At 47.0% G+C, this 19908-nt stretch carries 18 protein-coding genes; 7 read left to right on the top strand and 11 right to left on the bottom strand.

Translation table 11 applies throughout. The features are described 5' to 3' along the window. The first annotated feature begins 276 nt into the window (after positions 1-276). The 3 genes from ACFPXP_RS14145 to cydS are packed head-to-tail and all read left to right on the top strand — an operon-like array spanning position 277 to position 2765. Positions 277-1620, top strand: a complete 1344-nt coding sequence (locus tag ACFPXP_RS14145) for a cytochrome ubiquinol oxidase subunit I (protein WP_379894943.1) — start codon at positions 277-279, stop codon at positions 1618-1620. Continuing rightward, on the top strand, positions 1617-2633 hold the full coding sequence (locus tag ACFPXP_RS14140) for a cytochrome d ubiquinol oxidase subunit II (protein ID WP_379894942.1): 1017 nt from the start codon (positions 1617-1619) through the stop codon (positions 2631-2633). Before ACFPXP_RS14145 ends, ACFPXP_RS14140 begins: the two co-directional genes overlap by 4 nt. Positions 2634-2651: 18 nt before the next feature. Continuing rightward, positions 2652-2765, top strand: coding sequence for a cytochrome bd oxidase small subunit CydS (gene cydS / locus ACFPXP_RS14135; RefSeq protein WP_379894940.1), 114 nt, complete (start codon positions 2652-2654; stop codon positions 2763-2765). Positions 2766-2865: 100 nt separating this feature from the next. Here the strand turns inward: cydS and ACFPXP_RS14130 are convergent, their stop codons facing one another. Continuing rightward, positions 2866-5949: an efflux RND transporter permease subunit gene (locus ACFPXP_RS14130; protein WP_379894958.1), complete on the bottom strand. Its 3084-nt coding sequence runs from the start codon at positions 5947-5949 to the stop codon at positions 2866-2868. Between the two features lie 112 nt (positions 5950-6061). Here ACFPXP_RS14130 and ACFPXP_RS14125 point away from each other — a divergent pair, with 112 nt between their 5' ends. Further along, positions 6062-6898, top strand: a complete 837-nt coding sequence (locus ACFPXP_RS14125) for a TetR/AcrR family transcriptional regulator (RefSeq protein WP_379894938.1) — start codon at positions 6062-6064, stop codon at positions 6896-6898. A gap of 91 nt (positions 6899-6989) precedes the next feature. Here the strand turns inward: ACFPXP_RS14125 and ACFPXP_RS14120 are convergent, their stop codons facing one another. Further along, positions 6990-7919, bottom strand: a complete 930-nt coding sequence (locus ACFPXP_RS14120) for an SDR family oxidoreductase (RefSeq protein ID WP_379894937.1) — start codon at positions 7917-7919, stop codon at positions 6990-6992. 169 nt (positions 7920-8088) lie between these two features. Between ACFPXP_RS14120 and ACFPXP_RS14115 the strand changes: the two genes are divergently transcribed. Then, positions 8089-8262: a hypothetical protein gene (locus ACFPXP_RS14115; RefSeq protein ID WP_379894936.1), complete on the top strand. Its 174-nt coding sequence runs from the start codon at positions 8089-8091 to the stop codon at positions 8260-8262. Between the two features lie 29 nt (positions 8263-8291). Here ACFPXP_RS14115 and ACFPXP_RS14110 read toward each other — a convergent pair whose 3' ends face one another. The 3 genes from ACFPXP_RS14110 to ACFPXP_RS14100 all read right to left on the bottom strand — a co-directional run bounded on the left by ACFPXP_RS14110 (position 8292) and on the right by ACFPXP_RS14100 (position 11242). Then, positions 8292-8969, bottom strand: a complete 678-nt coding sequence (locus ACFPXP_RS14110) for a Na-translocating system protein MpsC family protein (RefSeq protein ID WP_379894935.1) — start codon at positions 8967-8969, stop codon at positions 8292-8294. Positions 8970-9149: 180 nt separating this feature from the next. After that, positions 9150-9842, bottom strand: coding sequence for a Na-translocating system protein MpsC family protein (locus ACFPXP_RS14105; RefSeq protein ID WP_379894934.1), 693 nt, complete (start codon positions 9840-9842; stop codon positions 9150-9152). Between the two features lie 299 nt (positions 9843-10141). Beyond that, positions 10142-11242 carry an ATP-binding protein gene (locus ACFPXP_RS14100; protein WP_379894933.1) on the bottom strand — a complete coding sequence of 367 codons (1101 nt, stop codon included), beginning with the start codon at positions 11240-11242 and terminating at the stop codon, positions 10142-10144. A gap of 92 nt (positions 11243-11334) precedes the next feature. On the opposite strand from ACFPXP_RS14100, the gene ACFPXP_RS14095 reads away from it, so the two are divergent. Continuing rightward, complete coding sequence (locus ACFPXP_RS14095) at positions 11335-13089, top strand: ABC transporter ATP-binding protein (RefSeq protein ID WP_379894932.1); 1755 nt, start codon at positions 11335-11337, stop codon at positions 13087-13089. Positions 13090-13149: 60 nt separating this feature from the next. Here the strand turns inward: ACFPXP_RS14095 and ACFPXP_RS14090 are convergent, their stop codons facing one another. From ACFPXP_RS14090 to ACFPXP_RS14080, 3 genes are all read right to left on the bottom strand, one after another. Further along, positions 13150-14829 carry a glutamine--tRNA ligase/YqeY domain fusion protein gene (locus ACFPXP_RS14090; RefSeq protein WP_379894957.1) on the bottom strand — a complete coding sequence of 560 codons (1680 nt, stop codon included), beginning with the start codon at positions 14827-14829 and terminating at the stop codon, positions 13150-13152. A 195-nt stretch (positions 14830-15024) separates the two neighbouring features. Beyond that, positions 15025-15411 carry a VOC family protein gene (locus ACFPXP_RS14085; RefSeq protein ID WP_379894956.1) on the bottom strand — a complete coding sequence of 129 codons (387 nt, stop codon included), beginning with the start codon at positions 15409-15411 and terminating at the stop codon, positions 15025-15027. Positions 15412-15821: 410 nt separating this feature from the next. Continuing rightward, positions 15822-16064: a hypothetical protein gene (locus ACFPXP_RS14080; RefSeq protein WP_379894930.1), complete on the bottom strand. Its 243-nt coding sequence runs from the start codon at positions 16062-16064 to the stop codon at positions 15822-15824. A gap of 564 nt (positions 16065-16628) precedes the next feature. Between ACFPXP_RS14080 and ACFPXP_RS14075 the strand changes: the two genes are divergently transcribed. After that, entirely contained in the window at positions 16629-16730 is a 102-nt protein-coding gene (locus ACFPXP_RS14075) for a DUF3231 family protein (protein WP_379894955.1), read from the top strand. A 324-nt stretch (positions 16731-17054) separates the two neighbouring features. Here the strand turns inward: ACFPXP_RS14075 and ACFPXP_RS14070 are convergent, their stop codons facing one another. The 3 genes from ACFPXP_RS14070 to ACFPXP_RS14060 all read right to left on the bottom strand — a co-directional run bounded on the left by ACFPXP_RS14070 (position 17055) and on the right by ACFPXP_RS14060 (position 19450). Continuing rightward, the gene (locus ACFPXP_RS14070) at positions 17055-17510 is read right to left on the bottom strand and encodes an SRPBCC family protein (protein ID WP_379894928.1); all 456 of its coding nucleotides are present in this window, start codon (positions 17508-17510) and stop codon (positions 17055-17057) included. Positions 17511-17660: 150 nt separating this feature from the next. Then, positions 17661-18428: a DinB family protein gene (locus ACFPXP_RS14065; protein ID WP_379894927.1), complete on the bottom strand. Its 768-nt coding sequence runs from the start codon at positions 18426-18428 to the stop codon at positions 17661-17663. A 236-nt stretch (positions 18429-18664) separates the two neighbouring features. Further along, the gene (locus ACFPXP_RS14060; protein ID WP_379894926.1) at positions 18665-19450 is read right to left on the bottom strand and encodes a TerC family protein; all 786 of its coding nucleotides are present in this window, start codon (positions 19448-19450) and stop codon (positions 18665-18667) included. Positions 19451-19908 lie beyond the last annotated feature (458 nt).

Genomic DNA, 19908 nt, shown 5'->3' with positions numbered 1-19908 from the left:
GGTTTTCATGCCGATTGTCAACGAACGATAACGATCCTTTATGAAGCTTGGATCGACGCGGGCAATGACGCGGCGCCCCTTCCAAATGTGAAGTTTGAATGGCTTATGTGTAAGAAAATCCAATTCGGTCATAATAAGGTCGGGAGCTGATGACCATGTATAAAAAGCATGAACGAACATTAATGTGGCTCGCCTTTGGCGCAGCTGCCGTCATGCTCATTTCCATGCTCGGCCGAATCTTCAGAGGCTTGAGCGGTTAGAAGGAGGCTTCAATTCGTGGGTGAGGATTCCGTATTTTACAGCCGGTTATTAACCGAGCTGACTCTGACGTTCCATATCGTTTACGCCACGCTTGGAGTCGGCGTGCCGCTCATGATCATGATTGCACAGTGGGTCGGCATTCGTAAAAATGACGATCACTATATATTATTAGCCAGAAGATGGACTCGGGGCTTCGTCATTACGGTTGCTGTCGGCGTCGTCACCGGTACAGCGATCGGCCTGCAGCTTTCCCTACTCTGGCCTCATTTTATGGAGCTGGCCGGCAATGTCATTGCCCTCCCGCTGTTTATGGAGACGTTCGCCTTCTTCTTTGAGGCTATTTTTCTTGGGATCTATCTATATACTTGGGATCGATTCGATCATCCGTACAAGCATTTGCTGCTGCTTATTCCTGTTGCCATTGGCGCAGCCTTTTCTGCCGTATTCATTACCATCGTGAATGCATTCATGAACGCCCCCCGCGGGTTTGATTTGGCCGGCGGCAAGCTGGTGAACGTGAATCCCCTTGCTGCCATGTTGAATCCGGCGATGCCGACGAAGGTTTCCCATGTGGTCTCCACCGCTTTTATGACGTCAGCTTTCGTCCTTGCTTCTATTGCAGCCTACCGTATTTTAAGAGGTTCAAAACACATTTACCATAAAAAAGCACTGTTTCTCACGCTCAAGCTTGCCTTGATTTTCTCCGTAGCGGCTGCGATCATCGGAGACTTTTCCGGTAAATATCTTGCCCAGTATCAGCCTGAGAAGCTTGCCGCCTCGGAATGGCATTTCGAAACTGGCAAAGGGGCACCGCTGCTCATGTACGGCATCCTAGAGGACGGCGAAGTGAAATATGCGTTCAAGGTTCCTTATGCGCTCAGCGTACTGGCTCACGGTTATCCGACTGCAGAGGTCATTGGATTGGACCAATTTCCCGAAGACGAAATCCCTCCTCTGTATGTCCATTACTTATTTGATTCCATGGTCACGATTGGTATGGCTTTAATTGTGTTATCCCTGCTCTATTGGGTCGGGACACTGCGGAGATGGTCATGGGTGAGATCAAAAGCGTTCCACTGGCTGCTTGTCTTCGGCGGTCCCCTGTCGATCCTTGCCATTGAAGCCGGCTGGTGGATGACAGAGGTGGGAAGACAGCCGTGGGTGCTGTATCGCATCCTGCGGACTGCTGACGCGGCCACTTCGAATGAGCACGTCGATTTGATGCTCTTTTTATTTTCCGGGCTTTACCTCGTCTTAGGCATCGGAACGGTCGTCGTACTGACCCGAATGTTTAAGAAAAACACAATCGAACAGGAGCTAGCGGACCATGAAGCACAAAAAGCAGGTGAGCTGACATGAGATTAGATTTAGAGATCATCGGGATCATGGTGCTGTGGACGTTTTTGTTCGGCTATATCGTTGTCGCCTCTATCGATTTTGGCGCCGGGTTTTTCAATGCCTACAGCGCATTTGTCGGCAAACAGCATGTATTGACGAAAATCATCCGGCGGTATTTGTCCCCCGTATGGGAGGTAACCAACGTCTTCCTCGTATTTTTCTTCGTAGGAACCGTCGGCTTCTTTCCGAAAACCGCCTATTATTATGGCACAACCCTGCTTGTTCCCGTCAGCATCGCCATCATTTTGCTAGCGGTTCGCGGTTCGTATTACGCCTTCGAAACATATGGATCAAGAGGCCATAAAGGTTACGCCTTTATGTATGGTCTCTCTGGGCTGCTGCTGCCGGCTTCGCTCTCCATCGTCTTGACGATTTCTGAAGGCGGATTTGTATCCTTGGCCACAGGGGAACCGGTTCTTCATTATTGGAAGCTGTTCACCAGCCCGCTTACCTGGAGTATTGTCGTGCTCAGCATTGCCGCTGTGCTGTATATTTCTGCCGTATTTCTTACGTGGTATGCACATCAGGCGAAGGACTCCGCCGCTTCCGATCTCATGCGCAAATACGCCCTAACGTGGGCGATTCCACTCATCGTTACGGCCAGCGGGATTATTTATGAGCTGAGCTCCCATAATGCTGCCCATTATCGACGCATTACGGACCTTTGGTGGATGTTCGGCATCTCTTTTGTCTTATTTTTGGGTACAGTGTATTTTCTCTATGCGCGAAGAAATTACGGGACTGCAGTTTGGCTGTTAATCGGCCAATTTGCCTTCGCCTTTTACGGATACGGCATCTCCCACTATCCGTTCCTGCTGTACCCGCATTTGACGCTGTATTATGGCTTTACGAATGAAGCGATGGCCATCAGTTTAATTGTCGCGTTTATTGCCGGCTTAGGCCTCCTGCTGCCATCCCTTTATTTGCTGCTAAAGCTGTTCTTATTTAATAAAAGATATGTCGAAGGGAAATAGTTTACAGGGGGAGATGACATGGGTTTGAACACATTTTTTATTACGATCGCCCCTGCGGTCGTGCTGATTGCCTCCATAGCGGTTTCATTCTGGGTCGCTCCCAAAGACCGAAAGGTGAAGGAAGAAGAATAAACTGAATTTACCGTGGCATAGCTCGAGAAGATATCAATTTACTAATATACAACGAAAAAAACCCTGCGAAAGCTCCTCGCAGGGTTTACATTCATAATGTTTAATTCGTTTCTACATTTTTACGATTTTTTCTAAAGATTTTAGACAAGACCTCATAGACAATCGGTACGATAAACAGGGTTAGGAGTGTAGAGCTGGCCAGACCGCCGATAACCGTAATGCCGAGTCCTTTCGAGATCAAGCCGCCACCGCCTCCGGTGCCCATCGCCAATGGAATCAGTGCACCGATCGTGGCGATCGCTGTCATCAAAATCGGACGCAGACGAGTCGCACCTGCTTCCAGTACCGCTTCACGCATATTCATGCCATCGCGTTCCATATGAATGATGCGGTCGACGAGAACAATCGCGTTCGTTACGACAATACCGATCAGCATCAACAGACCCATCATCGCATTGACGGAAATCGTCTCATTCGCAATCAGCAGACCTACAAAGGAACCAATAATCGCAAATGGCAGCGAGAATAAGATCGCGAATGGGGCTGCCCCTTCACCGAAAGTAACGACTAGGATGAAGTAGACGATGGCAATCGCCGCAAGCATCGCAATGCCCAGCTGTGTGAAGGTTTCAGCCATATCTGCTGCAACCCCGCCGACACCTGTCGTTACCCCTTTTGGAAGCTCGAGGTCATCGATCGCCGCATCGATTTCTGAGGTGACAGCGGAAATATCGTCTCCTTTAATCGTGCCGGACACCGTCGCATAGTATTCACCTTCGCTACGCGATAACGTATTTAAAGTTGTTCCTTCTTCTACCGTAACCAGCTCGGAAAGCGGCAGCGTCCCTACTGCAGTCTCAATAGGTGTTGCCAACATCTCCTCCACCGACTTCGGCTGAGCCGCCTCTTCCTGCTTCACAACAACATTTAATGCCTCTCCGTCCTTCTCGATCGTCGTAAGCACCTCTTGTGCGGACATCGGATTCAGCATCATGACGATTTGGCCTGTCGTTAATCCATATTGCAGCAGCTCGTCTTGTTCTACTTTAAATACATGTTCTACATAAGCGTCTTCTGCCGAAGAGGACACGTCCTCTAAACCATCATTTTGACTCATGACTTCTTCAACCATACCCACCGCTTCATATAGATCATCTAGATCCTCACCGTACAAGGTGTAGCTGACCTCATTCGAAGCGACACCCATAGAGGCGAAGTTCTGACTCTTCCATTCGCCTGTTTGACCGATGTTGAATACATATTCTTCGATTTCTTCCCGAACTTCAGGGAAATCCTTCATATCCGGATCAAAGATGACGTACATTAATGCACCGCCGCTGCCGCCGCCCATCATGGCAGCCATCGCGTCCCCCGCTTCGGTGACGGATAACTGGATAATATCAATATCATCTCGCTTAAGCAGCTCTTCTTCCACAACGGCTACATTTTGCAGCGTCTCTTCCTTCAGTTCACCCGTCGCAGGGGTATAGGTTAAATACATGACCTTCTCTTCTTCGCTTCCCAAGAAGCTGAAGCCAATCAGAGGAGTAAGCATTAAGCTGCCGACCAGCATCAACACAGCGACGACCGAAGTAATAATCTTATGATTCAACGTCCACTTCAGTGCTCTTTTATAACCACCGGCCAATTTGCCCGTTCCTTTATGTCCGCCTTCGGTTTTCTCGCTGTACAGCTTTTTCTTAAATAAGAAGTGGGAAAGAGCTGGAACAATGGTAATCGCCACAATGAGCGAAGCACCCAGCGCAAAGGTCATCGTTAATGCGAACGGTACGAACAGCTCGCCTACCATGCCTCCAACGAACATCAGCGGTGCGAATACGGCTACCGTAACAAGAGTTGAAGACAAGATCGGCTTGAACATCTCGATTGTCGCTTCGCGAACGAGCGCCCGACCGGTCAGCTTCTCTTCCTTCAAGTGGATCCGTCTGTAAATATTCTCTACAACGACAATCGAGTCATCGATGACACGGCCGATGGCAACGGTAATCGCACCCAGAGTCATGATATTTAATGTAATATCCAACCAATGCAGCAGCAGCAGCGCCATGAAGATAGATACCGGAATCGAGATAATGGAAATAATCGTCGATTTGAAGTCCCTTAAGAAAAGTAAAATGATCAGTACGGCAATCAGACCGCCAAATACCGCTTTTTCCACCATCGTATTAATGGATTGTTCAATCGGCTCACCTTGGTCGAGGGTAATATCTATAACCAAGCCTTCATTATTAGCCTGCTCATCTTCGATGTACTCTTTGACTCTATTTACAACATCAACTGTATTTTCCTGCTGCCCTTTAATGATCTGTATCGAGATTGCATCTTTACCGTTCGTGCGGGATACGGATTGCACGTGTCCTACCGTTTCTACGGTTGCAATATCTCCCAGTGTTACAAAAGGAGAAGGATTGGCTTGTGTAGGGGTAACCGGAATGAGCATCCCTGTCAGCTCATCCACCGTCATGAACTTGCCATCTACCGCGACAGCTTGTTCCCCTTCTTCAAATTCATAGAGACCTAACGAAATAGACATGTCGCTCGCTTGAATCATCTGCTTCACAGTGTCTTCTGTGACGCCGAGCTCCGCCATTTTGGCCTCATTATACGAAACGACCACTTCTTCGATATGCTGCCCTGTAATCGTCGCAGAAGCAACACCCTCAAGCTTTTCCAGCTTTGGAACCAATATATCGTTAACTGTAGAAGTCAGCTCTACGATATCTTCCGATGTGCTGCTGACGCTGAGCGCCACAACCGGCATCATGTTCATGCTGATTGCCGTAATGATTGGCTCCTCCGCGCTCTCCGGCAAAACGACGTTGTCCAGTGCGGATTCGAGCTGACGCTTCTTCTCATCCATATCTACGCCGTAATTGTATTCAATCTGAATGCTCGACATATTCGAGGATGAATTGGAATATACAGCTTTGACGTCGTCCAGACCTTCGACGGCTTTCTCAATCGGCATGGAGACGTCTTCCATGACCTGCTCTGGCGTTGCTCCCGGATATACGTCCATCACCATTAAATATGGAATCGAAATGTCGGGGATCGTTTCCGTTTTCATTTGTGTAGTGGAATAAATGCCTGAAAACGTAATAATAATTGTTAGCAACCAAACGGCTAGCTTATTCTTAAGTACAAAATTGACTAAACCTCTCACCATGACACCTACCCTTATCTTTTATCTTTATTGACTTATATGATTCAATTACTTATGATAATGACTGGTTAGTCATTTGTCAAACGATACAACATAGGAGCGATCCAATAAAATGATTAAAAAACAGTTGATTATGGAGAAAGCGTTGGAGCTCTTTGCAGAGCAAGGTCTTGAGGCTACTTCGGTGCAGCAAATCACGGACCGCTGCGGCATATCCAAAGGGGCCTTCTATTTATCTTTCAAATCCAAAGACGAGCTAATCGTTGCCCTTATCGACCACTTTATGATGCAGATCACTACCCAGATTGACTATACAGTCAGAAACACGAAAAACAGTGATGAGCTTCTATATAAATTTTTCTTTTCCTCCTTTAACTCGTTTAACCAATATTCGGACTTTGCCAAAATCTTTGTTAAAGAACACACCCACTCCTTTAATGAAGACTTAATTGCAAAGATGCGCTATTACGCTCATCTGCAAGATAAGACGATTCTTTCCATGGTGGAGAAAGTGTATGGAGACGCTGTGCAGGACACCAAATACGACCTGGTGTACACCATCAAAGGCTTTATGAAGAACTACACGGAGCTGTTTTTGTTCTACACCCTGCCCATTGACTTAGACGCATTGTCCCGATCTTTGGTGGAAAAAACGAATATTTTAGCGGCTCATATGTCGTCTCCTTTTATAACGAATGAATGGATGAAAATGTTGGACTATCCCATGGATCAAAAAATCACGCCCGAACAAATCATTTCGTTGATCGATGATCATTTGAGCGATCACCAGGTGGAAGGGATCGAGAAGGAATCTCTCATCCTGCTCAAAGAGGAACTCCAAAGGCCATCGCTTAGTCCGGCATTAATCAAGGGACTCATCGAAAACATTCGGAAACACCCAAGGCTCCACTGGACCTCCTATTTGCTGAAACGTTATTACGATTTTTAACTTCGGCCAACTCACACAGGAAGCGGCTGCTCCTTCCGGAGCAGCCGCTTCGTTATTTCACCTGAGCGTATCGAATAATTAACTTATCGCGCTATGAAGATGTGATCTGTCCTCCATTGACATGAATCGTCTGACCAGTGACATAGCGTGAATCATCCGATGCGAGGTATACATATGCAGGCGCAATCTCAAAAGGTTGGCCCTGACGGTCCATTGGGTTGCCTGCGAGTGCCACCTCATCTGCAGAGAAACTGGAAGGAATCAGCGGTGTCCATACCCGCCCCGGTGCTACCGCATTCACCCTGATTCCCTGCTTGACTAAATTGTTGGCCAATGCACGTGTAAATCCGACATTCGCTGCTTTCGTAGCGGTGTAATCGATCAAATCTTCATGTCCGTAGTAGGCGACGACAGAAGCTGTATTGATAATGGAGCTTCCTGCTTGTAAGTATGGAAGTGCCGCTCTCGTTATATAGAAATGAGCGTAAATATTAACTTTAAACGTGTCATCGAACTGCTCGTCAGTAATATCCAGTAAGCTCCGCTGCTGGAACTGAATGCCGACATGGTTGCATAAAATATGCAGCCGGCCGAAGACCCCCATCGTTCTTTCCACAATCGCTTTGCAGTGATTTTTATCTCTCACATCCCCGGGCAGCAGCAAGCAGCGCTGTCCCAGTTCCTCAATTCTCCGCTTCGTACGCTCGGCATCTTCATGCTCATCTAAATAGGATATCGCTACATCTGCGCCTTCCTTAGCGAAGGCGATCGCTACAGCGGCCCCCATTCCGCTGTCCCCGCCTGATATGAAGGCCACTTTGCCATTCAGCTTGCCGCTTCCTTTATATTCAGGATTTTCAATGATCGGTCTTGGGACCATAAGGCGTTCTAATCCAGGCTGACGCATTTGCCGCTGTTCAGGAACGGTGAGCGCCACTTCCTCATAGCGGGTGATTTTCCCATAGTTCGGGACCATCGGATAGGCCGCCTTCCCTTTGTGATGGAACTCTTCTTTAGGCATCTTGCATCCTCCCTGCACGTTCATCTCGAATTAACGTATGTAGGGAAAGCGCCCAGAGTGCATGGCTTCATTATACTTTCAAAGATGTATTGAAATCGTACAGACTCATTTCTATACAGATGGGAATATATTGAAATGTATCCATTGAAGCCGTGAGGAGGACGTTACGATGCCTTTTGGTCCATACCATTCGGGAGTCACACTGCTGCCGCAAGGCCCGTCTCCAGAGAAACAACCGTTATTTTATATCTCCCGTTCACATCCATTGCTCATTCCTAAAATTGGAGCGAGACCCCCATACTACTGCAACCCGAAGTATGCCCCGTACTATCCAATTATCTAGCAGGAGCACTTCGTAGGGCGATAGACAGTTCAGTCTAATACGAAGGCCATGATGGATTTGTCATTGTTAAAATTCCAATCAATTAAGATTTCCTTTACCTTTCGATGAAAAATCTGTTCAAATTCGCCGTGACGATGGAAATACGACTTTTCCAATTCGTCCTTAGTCCGTTTAAGCTCAAAAGAATATCCTTTGGAAATGAGCTCTTTTTCAATCATTATTAATATCCCGCTTCGTTCCACAAGACACATCTGTGAAGATAGGACATAGGTATGTATGTGATCGGGAACTTTCTGTACGATTTGACTTATTCGAGCGATTTCCGCTTCTAAGCGCGGTATCTCCCATTCAAGGACGGAACTTTCTTCGCTCAAAGGCTGATCTAAAACAAACAAAATAAAGCCCGAGTTGTTCGGAAAGTTCCAGTCCTGATAATATTCAATCACTTCGCAGTCGAAGGAAAACTTGATCATGCCCTCGATTTCTTTCACAATATGCTCAATAATCAGCGTTCTTGCTTTTTCGACGTATGGGCTTGATCCTTCCTTCATCAGCACTTCTTCCATTGGAGAAATAAACCCGCGGATATATAAAGTAAGATATTCCCGATTCGTAATGGGTTGACAAGACGTGGGCCCCCTGCCAAAGCTTTTCCTCAACAATTTGCTTGTAAAACTGCTGATGGCGTTTAATTTATCCAGATCCATGTTTCCAGCCTCTTTTTTGAATTCGATTAACATCGTGTACTTTTCCGGCATTGCGGAATACGATTGTCAATGATTATGTTGGCACATGTTTGGATATTTATTCCTAACAGTATGGTGAAACAAGATCGGAGATGATCAGCATATAGGTAATCGAGGTCAGGTAGAGGAGAATCGCGAGGTTTACTCTAGACAGAAGAAAATATAGCTTTGATCCTGATGAATATCCCATGTCATAAATAAACCTTCGATATCTCTTCCAAATATTTTGGCAAAGGCCTTTCTTTCCAGCATGTACTTCTTTTTCATTTCCAAAAACCGATCCTGCAAAATATCCAGGTGGCCTCTTTTGAGCAGTTCTTTTTCAATCTGAAGCAGTATCCCTTCGCAGTTCACAGCATACGTGTTCTGATTTAATTGGATCAGGTCCATCCGGTCCGGAACTTTGTAGCCTTCTGAACTGAGCTGGCGAATCTGCTCAAACAGCGGACCCGTAATGGGGCACCCCCATTCTGCCGCCTCCTCTTTTGCCTGCTTACTCTCCATCAGCAAAATGCCGGAATTCATCACATAGTCCCAGTCGTTATAATACAAATCAAACGAGGTGCCCAGCACACTGCAGGCTTCCTGTGCAAATTCCTTGCATACTTTGTCCATTACGGCAGATCGAAAATGAAGTGCCAAGCTCGTTTGATCATGCTCAATCAACACTTCCTCGGCCGAGGTGACGAAATTGCGAATATTCACCGTGAGCCTGTTTCTATAAAAGGTGACGAAGCATTTCTCTGGGCCTTTTCCAAACCTTTGCTTCAGCAGCTTGCTTAGCGAGCTTGTGAGTCGAATAAGGTCTTCTTGATACATACTCGATCTAAACATTGACATTCCCCTTCTATCTTAGTTGTTCTATCAAGGAACGATCTCCCTAATCGGTAGGTTCTGTGCTCTAGTAAAGCGAAACATCCCTAAACATTAAAAAAGGCCTAACTCCTCTTAAAGGAAGTTAGGCCATGGAAAGACGAGCTATCAAAAATCAATAGTTTCTCCCATTTACCAATCTATGTATCGAGATTTGCTATTTACCGTATATTCTGTGATCTTGTAAGGTCTGATTAAAACATAACTAATGACAGCAAGACATTAGCCAAATTTAAGTTTATCATCTTTCCTAACTTCACTCAATATTTTTTTGTAAAATCAGTGGGTAGATGGATATCAATACAGGTTCCCTTGGAATCGGTATGTATGTAGAAGGTACCCTTGTGCTTCTCGATGATCTGCTTGCTGACAAGCACACCAAGTCCTGTGCCGTTCTCCTTCGTTGTAAAAAACGGATCCCCGACCTTTTCCAAGATATCTCTTGGAATGCCGTGGCCTTCATCCTTTACCTTCACCTGAATCGTACCGGCATCGATGTTCCTTCCCTCGATACAAAGACGGCCGCCTTCCGGCATCGCCTCAATGGCATTCTTCATTAAATTAACGATGACCTGCTTAATCTGGTTTCCATCACAAAATAACTTAGGATACTTAAAGTCGAAATGCTGCTGTATTTCAATCGTATTCAATAACGCATGCGGCTCCATCAGCTTTACGACTTGTTCCAATAGTTCCGTTATATCGAGATACTCCTTTCTTAACGTATTCGGCTTCGCCAGCATGAGAAGCTCATTGATAATCATCTCAATTCGGTTCATCTCACCGATAATAATTTGATAATACCTGTCACTATGGATATTTTCATTATGGATCAGCTTTAAAAAGCCTTTGATCGCCGTAAGGGGGTTGCGAATTTCATGAGCTATGCCGGCAGCCAATTGACCTGCAGCGGACAGCTTCTCCGATAAAATTGACAGCTCCAAATTCCGCTGCTTTTCGATACTGGCGACCGTCGTTCGATCCACCAATAAGATATAATATCCGATCTGCTCTCTTCGGCAATAAATCGGCATAATTGTAACGCTTACATCGATACATTGATGATGTTGCACAGCCAACCGCGATTTAAAATCATATACTTTTTCACGAATCAAACGAGTCTCTGCAGCTTCATCCTGCAGGAACAACTCCGAATAATTCATTCGGGTCAGCTCCGCGGATGAGCAGCCTAGAAGTCTTTCGCAGCTGCGGCTTGCATACATCAGTTTCCCTTCCAAATCCGAAATCATAAAAGCATCGGTATCTATGGACAATATGGAAAAGACACTCGCAACCATCGAATCCACATATTCTTGAAGTAGCCCGGTTCTAATATTCTGCATGATATTGATGTCTGTCATCTCAAACTCCCTTCAGTCGAATACGTCGTTATACAGCGCTGGTGCTCACAATTCAGCACCTGCGATCAGCGCGGCCCAATTCATGTCGCTCATTGGGAAGCACAAGCCTTCCTCCCTCATTTGCGGCCGCTATCATCCTTGGACTGGGAGAGACGATTCTCTCCTTATTGATCCCGCTCCTGACGATGGATATGGTAGAGCAAATAGCCGTCTCCGATCTTAAAGCGGCAACGATCGGTTTGCTCGCCTCCGTGTTTGCCCTGCAGACAGCTTTCTCGGGATTTTCCGTCTATACGATGTCCTACGTCGGTCAGTATGTCATCCAAGGGCTGCGCGATGATATATGGCGGCAGGTACTGAAGCTGCCGATTCCTTTCTTTGATCGAAATCATTCCGGGGAAACGATGAGCCGGGTCACGAATGATACGAATGTGATCAAGGATTTTATTATCGGTCATGTCATCTCCTTCCTCGGAGGAATCGTGTCCATCATTGGCGGCGTATCCATATTGATCTGGATCGATTGGCGGATGACTTTGCTGATGCTTTTGGCCGTTCCCGCCGCTCTGCTTGTACTCTGGCCTCTTGGGTCTCGCATGTTTCGTGTCTCCAAATCGGTACAGGACGAAACGGCTGCGTTCCAAGGGGATCTTGGCAGAGTGCTGACCGAAATTCGCCTAGTGAAGTCTTCACTTGCAGAACCCACCGAGGAGGAGCAGGGCTTGAGGCGTATCCGCAGCCTATTTCGTTTCGGCTTGCAGGAAGCCCGCATCATGTCCATCGTAACCCCATTCATGATGACCATCATGCTGCTCCTTCTCGTCGTTCTCATGGGATACGGGGGCGTCAGGGTCGCACAAGGTTCGCTCGCTACGGGGGAATTGGTGGCCATTTTGCTGTACATGTTTCAAATCATCATGCCTTTTACGCAGATGGCTTCGTTCTTTACCCAGTTCCAAAAAGCTCTCGGCGCATCTCAGCGCATTATCGAGCTGTTAGAAGAACGAACTGAGGAAGAAGTGCTGCAGGCGAATCGTTCAACGAATCATAGCGGTACGGACAGAGGTCTTTCCACTGCTGCCACAAACTTCAGCTGCTCCTCCGATAAACAGCCGATCGTTTTCGAGCAGCTGAGCTTCGGCTACGTTCCCGATCGACCTGTACTGCATGCTCTGTCATTTGCCGCAGAACCAGACCAAATGACCGCCTTCGTCGGACCAAGCGGGACGGGGAAAACGACTTTATTTTCCTTGATTGAGCGATTCTATCTGCCGACAGCAGGGTATATTTCATACGGCACACAACCGATCCACACCATCCCGCTTTCAGAATGGCGAAGCAAGATTGCCTATGTCTCTCAAGACAGTCCGATGATGGCGGGGACGATCCGGCACAATTTAACATATGGTTTGGGACAAGTCGAAGAAAGCAAGCTGCTCCTGGCAGTGAAACAGGCCAACTTGTCCCACTTCATCGACTCTCTGCCAGAAGGGCTAGAAACCGATGTAGGCGAGAGAGGAATCAAGCTTTCCGGCGGCCAGCGTCAGCGGCTTGCCATTGCACGCGCCATCGTCCGGGACCCGGATATCTTGCTGCTGGATGAGGCGACCGCTCATTTGGACAGCGAATCCGAGAAGCTGGTACAGGAAGCGCTGCAGCAGCTCATGCAGGGAAGAACGACGCTCGTCATCGCCCACAGGCTCTCCACCATCCGTACGGCGGACAAAATCATCATTTTGGAGGAAGGGACGATCACCGGAGAAGGAACCCATTCGGAGTTAATGCAGTCGCATGAGCTGTACAGCACATTAGTTCAACAGCAATTCCTCGGGATAAGTGAGTCGTGACCTCCCGAAAAACACTTAAAAGAGCTGATCCCTCATTTAGCAGGAATCAGCTCTTTCACATTACACCTGAAACGAGCTTTTCAGCGATACGATTCGGTTGAACACAAGCCGCTCTTCGCTCGTATGCTTCGGGTCCACGTTGAAGTAGCCGTGCCGGAAAAACTGAAACTTATCATGCGCCTTCACCCCGCTCATCTCCGGCTCTACAAATCCTTGAAGGATTTCAAGAGAATCGGGATTGATTCGGCGGCCTCCGGTCGTTTCGGCGTTCTCAGCCTCCTCGTCCGATTGATCGTCAAGCACCAGCGGCTCATAAAGCCGGAATTCCGCGGGGACCGCTCTAGTCGCCTCAACCCAATGAATCGTCCCTTTCACCTTACGTCCCGTAAATCCGGAACCGCTCTTCGTCTCAGGATCGTACGTACAGTGAAGTTCCATGACGCAGCCGTCCGCATCCTTTACCACGTTCTCGCACTTGATGAAATAAGCGTTCTTCAGTCGTACCTCATTGCCCGGATAGAGCCGGTGATACTTGGCCGGCGGATCCTCCATGAAGTCGGACTGCTCAATATAAATTTCCCGTGAGAACGGTATTTGCCTGACGCCCATATCCGGGTTCTCCGGATTAATTTCCGCGTCCAGCATTTCAACCTGTCCTTCAGGGTAATTCGTGATCACGACCTTAAGCGGCTGCAGCACGCCCATCGTCCGGGGAGCCTTCAGCTTCAGATCCTCGCGGATAAAATGATCGAGCATCCGAGAGTCCACCACACCATTGCTCTTCGAAACACCCGTCTCCCGAATGAACGCGCGAATCGCCTCCGGCGTAAAACCGCGGCGCCGCATACCGCTGATCGTCATCACACGCGGGTCATCCCAACCATCCACCACTCCATCCTCGATCAGCTTACGGATGTGGCGCTTGCCGCTGACCGAATTCGTAATATACAGCTTGCCAAACTCGTATTGATGCGGGACTTCGGGCGTCGCGCATTCGCGAATGACCCAATCGTAGAATGGCCGCTGATCCTCAAATTCGAGCGAGCACAACGAATGAGTGACGCCTTCGATGGCGTCCTCCAACGGATGAGCGAATGCATACATCGGGTAAATGCACCACTTGTCTCCGGTTTGATGATGCGCAGCATGTAAAATCCGATAAATGACCGGATCCCGCAGATTCATGTTCGGCGAAGCCATGTCGATTTTGGCGCGAAGCACCATCTCGCCTTCCTTGAATTCGCCCTTGCGCATTTTCTCGAATAGATCCAGACTTTCCTCCGCCGGCCGATCCCGATACGGGCTTTCCTTGCCTGGCTCCGTCAATGTACCGCGGGCTTCCCGAATTTGCTCCGGCGTCTGCTCGTCTACATAAGCTTTTCCCTTTCGAATCAGGGCGCACGCATAGTCATAAATCTTCTCGAAATAATCCGATGCGAAATAGATTCCGTCCCACCGAAATCCAAGCCATTCGATATCCTGCTTGATCGCCTCTACGAATTGAACGTCTTCCTTCATCGGGTTCGTATCATCGAACCGCAGATGGGTCCTGCCGCCGAATTCATCCGCAAGCTCAAAATTTATCGTGATCGCTCTCGCATGTCCGATGTGCAGGTAGCCGTTCGGCTCCGGCGGAAAGCGGGTGACAATCGTTTTTACCCGACCTTCCCGCAAATCCTCGGCCATGATCGATTTAATAAAGTTCGATGATGCCGGCTTGGTATCTGTGTGTTTATCCATCATCCCCATCCTTTCCTGATATTAGGATATACCATGACAGATTTATCTATAATTTGTCAATTGATTTTTACCAGAAATGCCATGTTTACTTTAATTGAGGGAAGGGATTCTTTCAGATGCGATGGTTATGTATATCTATGCAGGCTTACTGCTTCGGCCAAGGGGAAAGCATTGTGCTTCTGCTCGCGATGTTCTTCAAACTTCAAGGCGATAGTTGGATACTTCCAGCAAATTTAAATCGGGATCGCGAAAATAAACCGATTCGATCGGACCTGCTGCCCCCGTTCGGGTCACAGGGCCCTCCTCAATGGGCACCGCGTGCTTCTGAAGATGATCGATCACAGTGGAGAGCGGAGTCTTCGTGATAAAGCATAAGTCAGCGGAACCGGGCTGCGGAACAGCTGCTTTCGGCTCGAACTCATGACCGTATTCATGCAGATTAATCTTCTGATTGCCAAAATGCAGAGCATATCTATCTTTAAACTGGACCACCTGCATCCCAAGCACCATTTCATAGAATTGGAGTGTCCTCTGTATGTCCCGAACCGTCAACACCAAGTGGTCTAATCGTTCAATATTCAACTTTGCTCTCCTCCTTTTAGGTTGGAAAATCCAAACCTCCTGCACCTCAAGCAAGTTCGCATCACGAATTTCTACCGTGCCGAAGCCTCCTGCCCATTGGCGCTCCTCCTTCGTCTGCAGCACTTTCCCGATAAATACGGCGTCCGCCTTTTGTAATGCCTCTTCCGGTTCCACCCTGACACAGCTGCAGGCATACGTCGGGATAGGAGACGCCAAGACCAGCCAACTTACGGTCAGCACGAACGACAATACCCCTATTCGAAATTGATTCATACATCACCTTCAAGCTTCTTGTTTTATTGAATAGACGGTTTCTTCAACCGCATAGTTGCACAATAATTAATCCGATCGGAAGGATGTAAACGATATGTTTTTGGGTCACACCCTGCAAAAAAGACCGCGAAGAGCGATCAGCAGGTGAACAAATAAAACCGACCGGCAACATGTGGATCGGTTGCTTTCTCCTTCTGAGCCGCCGCTTGTTCTTCGGTCAGCGTACCGGCAGCTAATGCCTCATCGATTTGTGCCGTGATGGCTTCCTCGACCACACTGGTCACCGCTGAAACATCGATTCCCTTCTCCTCAGCAATCGATGCGATCGCAGCACCCTCTTCTGTCAGCTCCGCTTTCAGTTCCTGTAGTGGATCCCACATTGTATGCTTTCATATCTACAAAAAAAAGACTGAACCCGAAGGATCAGTCGTTAGGTTACTTTAAGGTTCTAAGATGATGTTCTAATATCGTATAATAACAGCTGAAAAATAATAAATCCTATGACCGTGAAGCCTACCATTGTCCAAGTAAATAAAGCGCCTTGGAGAATGCCTTCGGATATAAAATAATGCATAGATGATGTCAAGACCAACGGAATGAATACGGATAGAACTAAACTTAGAATAAGCTTCATCCATTTCCTATCATCCTTGCCTCTGCATTTAAAACAAACAACACTAATGATAAGTAACATCACAACCGTTAAAACAAACATGGTTTCCATGACCTAACTCCTTCATTAAGGAAAAGTCCATCTACAGCTGTAATGCGTGCAGCTTCGCGAACATGCCATCTTCTTTCTCAAGAAGCTCCTGATGACTCCCATCCTCGAATCAGGGAAAAAGCTTTCCACTCTGATTCAGTGTCAATTACAGCAATGGATCTCTGCTTTACCCAATTACATCAAGGCTTATCTGCCTATTCCAAGCTGCGAAAGTTGAGATATTTACTTCTATGCTAAAGACGGCATCAAGATGATGATTAAGCATGGCTGGATGGAAGAGCCGCCGCAAATGGAAAATCGCCAAGAATTAATTAAACATTAGCCGTCACATCTGCATCACATAAATTCCGCATACAGTGGCTAATCTATACTTAGTATTGTGTTCACAATACGACTTCAATGTGGAGGGATGAATTTGGATACTCTAACCAGCTTATTGTCTGCTATTATGGAGATGGCTATTAAAGCGTTATTCTTGCTCGACAAAACCACAGCTGCACTCCATAGGTTGCTTGCAATACCATCTATCGCTGTTCGCATGATGTAGAGTATTCAATAAGTGAATTTCATTCGCATTGATTTAGTAAAGGCAGGCGGCAATCGCAGATGCCTGACAGAAATGGCCGGGACAGTGATCCCGGCTATTTCACTTCCTTCTATCGTTACAATGCCTCTCTAATATATCTTTCACCTTCTTCAAATCCTTCACGTTCGCACGCCGCATCGCCACCTTCATGAAAGGTGTCAAAAACTTGGAAAACCCGCTAGGTTCCCCTCTGTTGCGGAGTTTCATCAATGTGGAATCCGGACTGATGCTGACCCACTCGTAAGTTGTTTCCATCGGAAAAGGTCCGTTAGAAGTTCGCATCACCAGCTTCTCCAAGGGCTGATACTCCATAATCTCGTAGACATATTCCAGCGTGCGTCCTATGAAATTCGCTTTAAATGCGATTTTCGAACCGATCCCGAGCGGCTTAGGGGTTTCCCACTGTACACTTTTAATATTGACGTACCATTCCGGTGCATGGTCAGGATTCGCTGTATATTCAGCTACTTTTTCTCTAGAGCACCCAATGATCATTTCCGTTTGAACATCAACCATATGCAAGCACCTCATGATCGGTTTCATTCCTGTTTCTTAGGATACGGATCCCTGTTCGAATCTAAACATCCTTTTCATTTGAAGAGAAAACCACTCCATTTGCTTGATGTTGCGCCAAGGGTTAGACACCATAACCGTTCGCAGTGCGGTTCAACTTTGGAGTGGATTCCTCGTGCCTTTTTGGACTTTTTGTTTTATACGAACACATTTGTTCAGATGCAGGAAGTTATGTCTCGTGGCAGGCATTAGCACAAGTCCCGCTACGGTTTTCTTGCTCCAATAATCGGCGATCCCCCTCGCCTCGGGAAGAAGGGCATGTTCAACAAACAGCCTTTGAATGCGGCTGGCTTGTACCTTTTCTTTGAACTCACCGGATTGCAGAGAGGACACCACCTTCCTCGTTTGCTTTCCCACCGCGATTCGATACGCGAATAAAGCATTCATATCGATCCTAGCGCTCAGCTCGGAGATATGCTCATCATTCATACTATTACCGCTATGGGGGAAACGGATGTTCAATCGTTCAAGCCAGTTCCCTGTATACAGCACCTGCTGGTCGTCTGCAATCAGAACATTCATTGTCATATCTTCAATTCTTGCGATGTGCCAAAGATGCCAAGCGATTGAATTTTTCGTGTCTGGCGCGTTCACAGGATATTCGCGAAATACCATTTCATCTAGATTTTCCAATACCGCGTCCTCAAGCGTAGGAATGCCGCCTTGAATCATTTTCGAGGAGTGCAGCATCGCATGATGAGTAAGAAAAAGGTCCACCGTTAAATCGTGCTCATTTGGTTTTGTTATGATTTCAGTTAACCGCTTATGGTTATCGTTCCAAGCTCTCCGCTCAGCTAAATCCATCCCCATCAACTCGCTTTTTGATTCGATACGTATTTCTTTTTCTTGTTCGTTATCCAAATCCCTGCATTTTTTTGTAAAATAGTCATTTCGTCCAGATGGATGAATGATAAAACGTTCCGGGCTGCCTATGATTGCGATGGCCTCGATATCCTTTTGATCAAACTACATGTTCATCCTAAACAAAGGTTCTAACCAACCGATTATCAAACGATTAAATATTTCTTAACAGCTTTTGACGATACCAAAAAGGAGAATGTTCATAGCGAACATTCTCCTTTAGATATGCTGATATTTTAGCCGTTTTCTTTCTCCGCCTGTTTCTCCGCTGATTTATTGCTTGGAGCGAACCAACCGATAACGGCAATCGCGACGAGGACTCCGTAGAAGGTTATTGTCCACCCTGTACTGTGAGGGAAATGGTGTTCGAGCACCCCGATATCCTCATGCGCCAGCGTAATGACAGCGAGCTTGACGCCAACCCATGCGACAATTGCATATGCCGTTGTTTCGAGTGCCGGGCGCTCATCGAGCAGCTTCAAGAACCAAGTTGCCGCGAATTTGATTAAGATTAAACCGGCAATGCCGCCCAGTAATACCACGATGAACTTTCCGCCATCCATACCTCCAAAATTGCCCAGCGGCGAATCCGGAAGACCTAGAGCAAGCGCAACCGCGGCGAGAATCGAGTCAATTGCGAATGCAAGGTCGGCTAATGCAATCTTGCCTACCGTCGGCCAAAAACCACTGCCGGCCGCCTTTTCTTCCGTCTCTTCTTGAGGCTTGTCATGCTTTTTACCAAAGCGAGCCTGAATGATATGCTTTAATCCCAAGTACAAGAGATAAGCGGCCCCGACCGCCTGCACCTGCCAAACGTTTGCGATAAAAGAAATCGCGAATAATGCACCAAATCGAAACACAAAAGCCATAATAATTCCATAGTTAATGGCCTTTTTCTTTTGATCTTCAGGCAAATGTTTCGCAATGATTGCCAAGACGAGCGCATTGTCAGCGGACAACAAACCCTCCAGACCAATCAAAATCAACAACGCCCAAGCATATTCAAACCAAATTGAATCCAAGAAGACCTCTCCTTCCAACTGTATAAGGGCAATATTTATCAAGCGTCCACAGTAATCTGTGGGCGCAACAGACTCAAATGTGTACTATCAACTGCAGCATTGTGAATCTTCTTCATCCAGCGTGTGTCGGTCCTTCCCTCTTCTGTTATTTCCACCGGCAAGCAGGTTTATGTAAAAAAACGCAGGTAAGAAATAGCTTACCTCTTCCAAATAAAGGGACGCCAATATTTCTATTATCTCTTATTCTTCATCTCTGGTAAATATATTCGAAGTAATTTTCTATGAATACTCCGTCGATTCTCGCATGAATGCCAACTTCGTATACGAACCTTCCTACTAAAAAGTATTTTTTTCTCCTGTTTCCGCACTCATTCTCATTATTTCAACTTTGACAGCTTAAGAGATAGTAGTGGAGAATGTTCTCTGAACCTCGATTTTCTGTAAGAGCGTAGGCGGGA

Origin of the sequence: Marinicrinis lubricantis, from assembly GCF_042658665.1 — a bacterium.
Lineage (GTDB): Bacteria > Bacillota > Bacilli > Paenibacillales > KCTC-33676 > Marinicrinis > Marinicrinis lubricantis.
Note: the sequence above shows the minus strand (reverse complement) of the source record. Positions and strands in the feature narration are given on the sequence as shown.

What these genes read in the sequence shown, in the direction of transcription:
- ACFPXP_RS14140 (WP_379894942.1), top strand. Translation starts at nt 1,617, where the DNA reads ATGAGATTAGATTTAGAGATCATCGGGATCATGGTGCTGTGGACGTTT.
- cydS (WP_379894940.1), top strand. Translation starts at nt 2,652, where the DNA reads ATGGGTTTGAACACATTTTTTATTACGATCGCCCCTGCGGTCGTGCTG.
- ACFPXP_RS14125 (WP_379894938.1), top strand. Translation starts at nt 6,062, where the DNA reads ATGATTAAAAAACAGTTGATTATGGAGAAAGCGTTGGAGCTCTTTGCA.
- ACFPXP_RS14120 (WP_379894937.1), bottom strand. Translation starts at nt 7,919, where the DNA reads ATGCCTAAAGAAGAGTTCCATCACAAAGGGAAGGCGGCCTATCCGATG.
- ACFPXP_RS14115 (WP_379894936.1), top strand. Translation starts at nt 8,089, where the DNA reads ATGCCTTTTGGTCCATACCATTCGGGAGTCACACTGCTGCCGCAAGGC.
- ACFPXP_RS14110 (WP_379894935.1), bottom strand. Translation starts at nt 8,969, where the DNA reads ATGGATCTGGATAAATTAAACGCCATCAGCAGTTTTACAAGCAAATTG.
- ACFPXP_RS14105 (WP_379894934.1), bottom strand. Translation starts at nt 9,842, where the DNA reads ATGTTTAGATCGAGTATGTATCAAGAAGACCTTATTCGACTCACAAGC.
- ACFPXP_RS14100 (WP_379894933.1), bottom strand. Translation starts at nt 11,242, where the DNA reads ATGACAGACATCAATATCATGCAGAATATTAGAACCGGGCTACTTCAA.
- ACFPXP_RS14090 (WP_379894957.1), bottom strand. Translation starts at nt 14,829, where the DNA reads ATGGATAAACACACAGATACCAAGCCGGCATCATCGAACTTTATTAAA.
- ACFPXP_RS14080 (WP_379894930.1), bottom strand. Translation starts at nt 16,064, where the DNA reads ATGTGGGATCCACTACAGGAACTGAAAGCGGAGCTGACAGAAGAGGGT.
- ACFPXP_RS14070 (WP_379894928.1), bottom strand. Translation starts at nt 17,510, where the DNA reads ATGGTTGATGTTCAAACGGAAATGATCATTGGGTGCTCTAGAGAAAAA.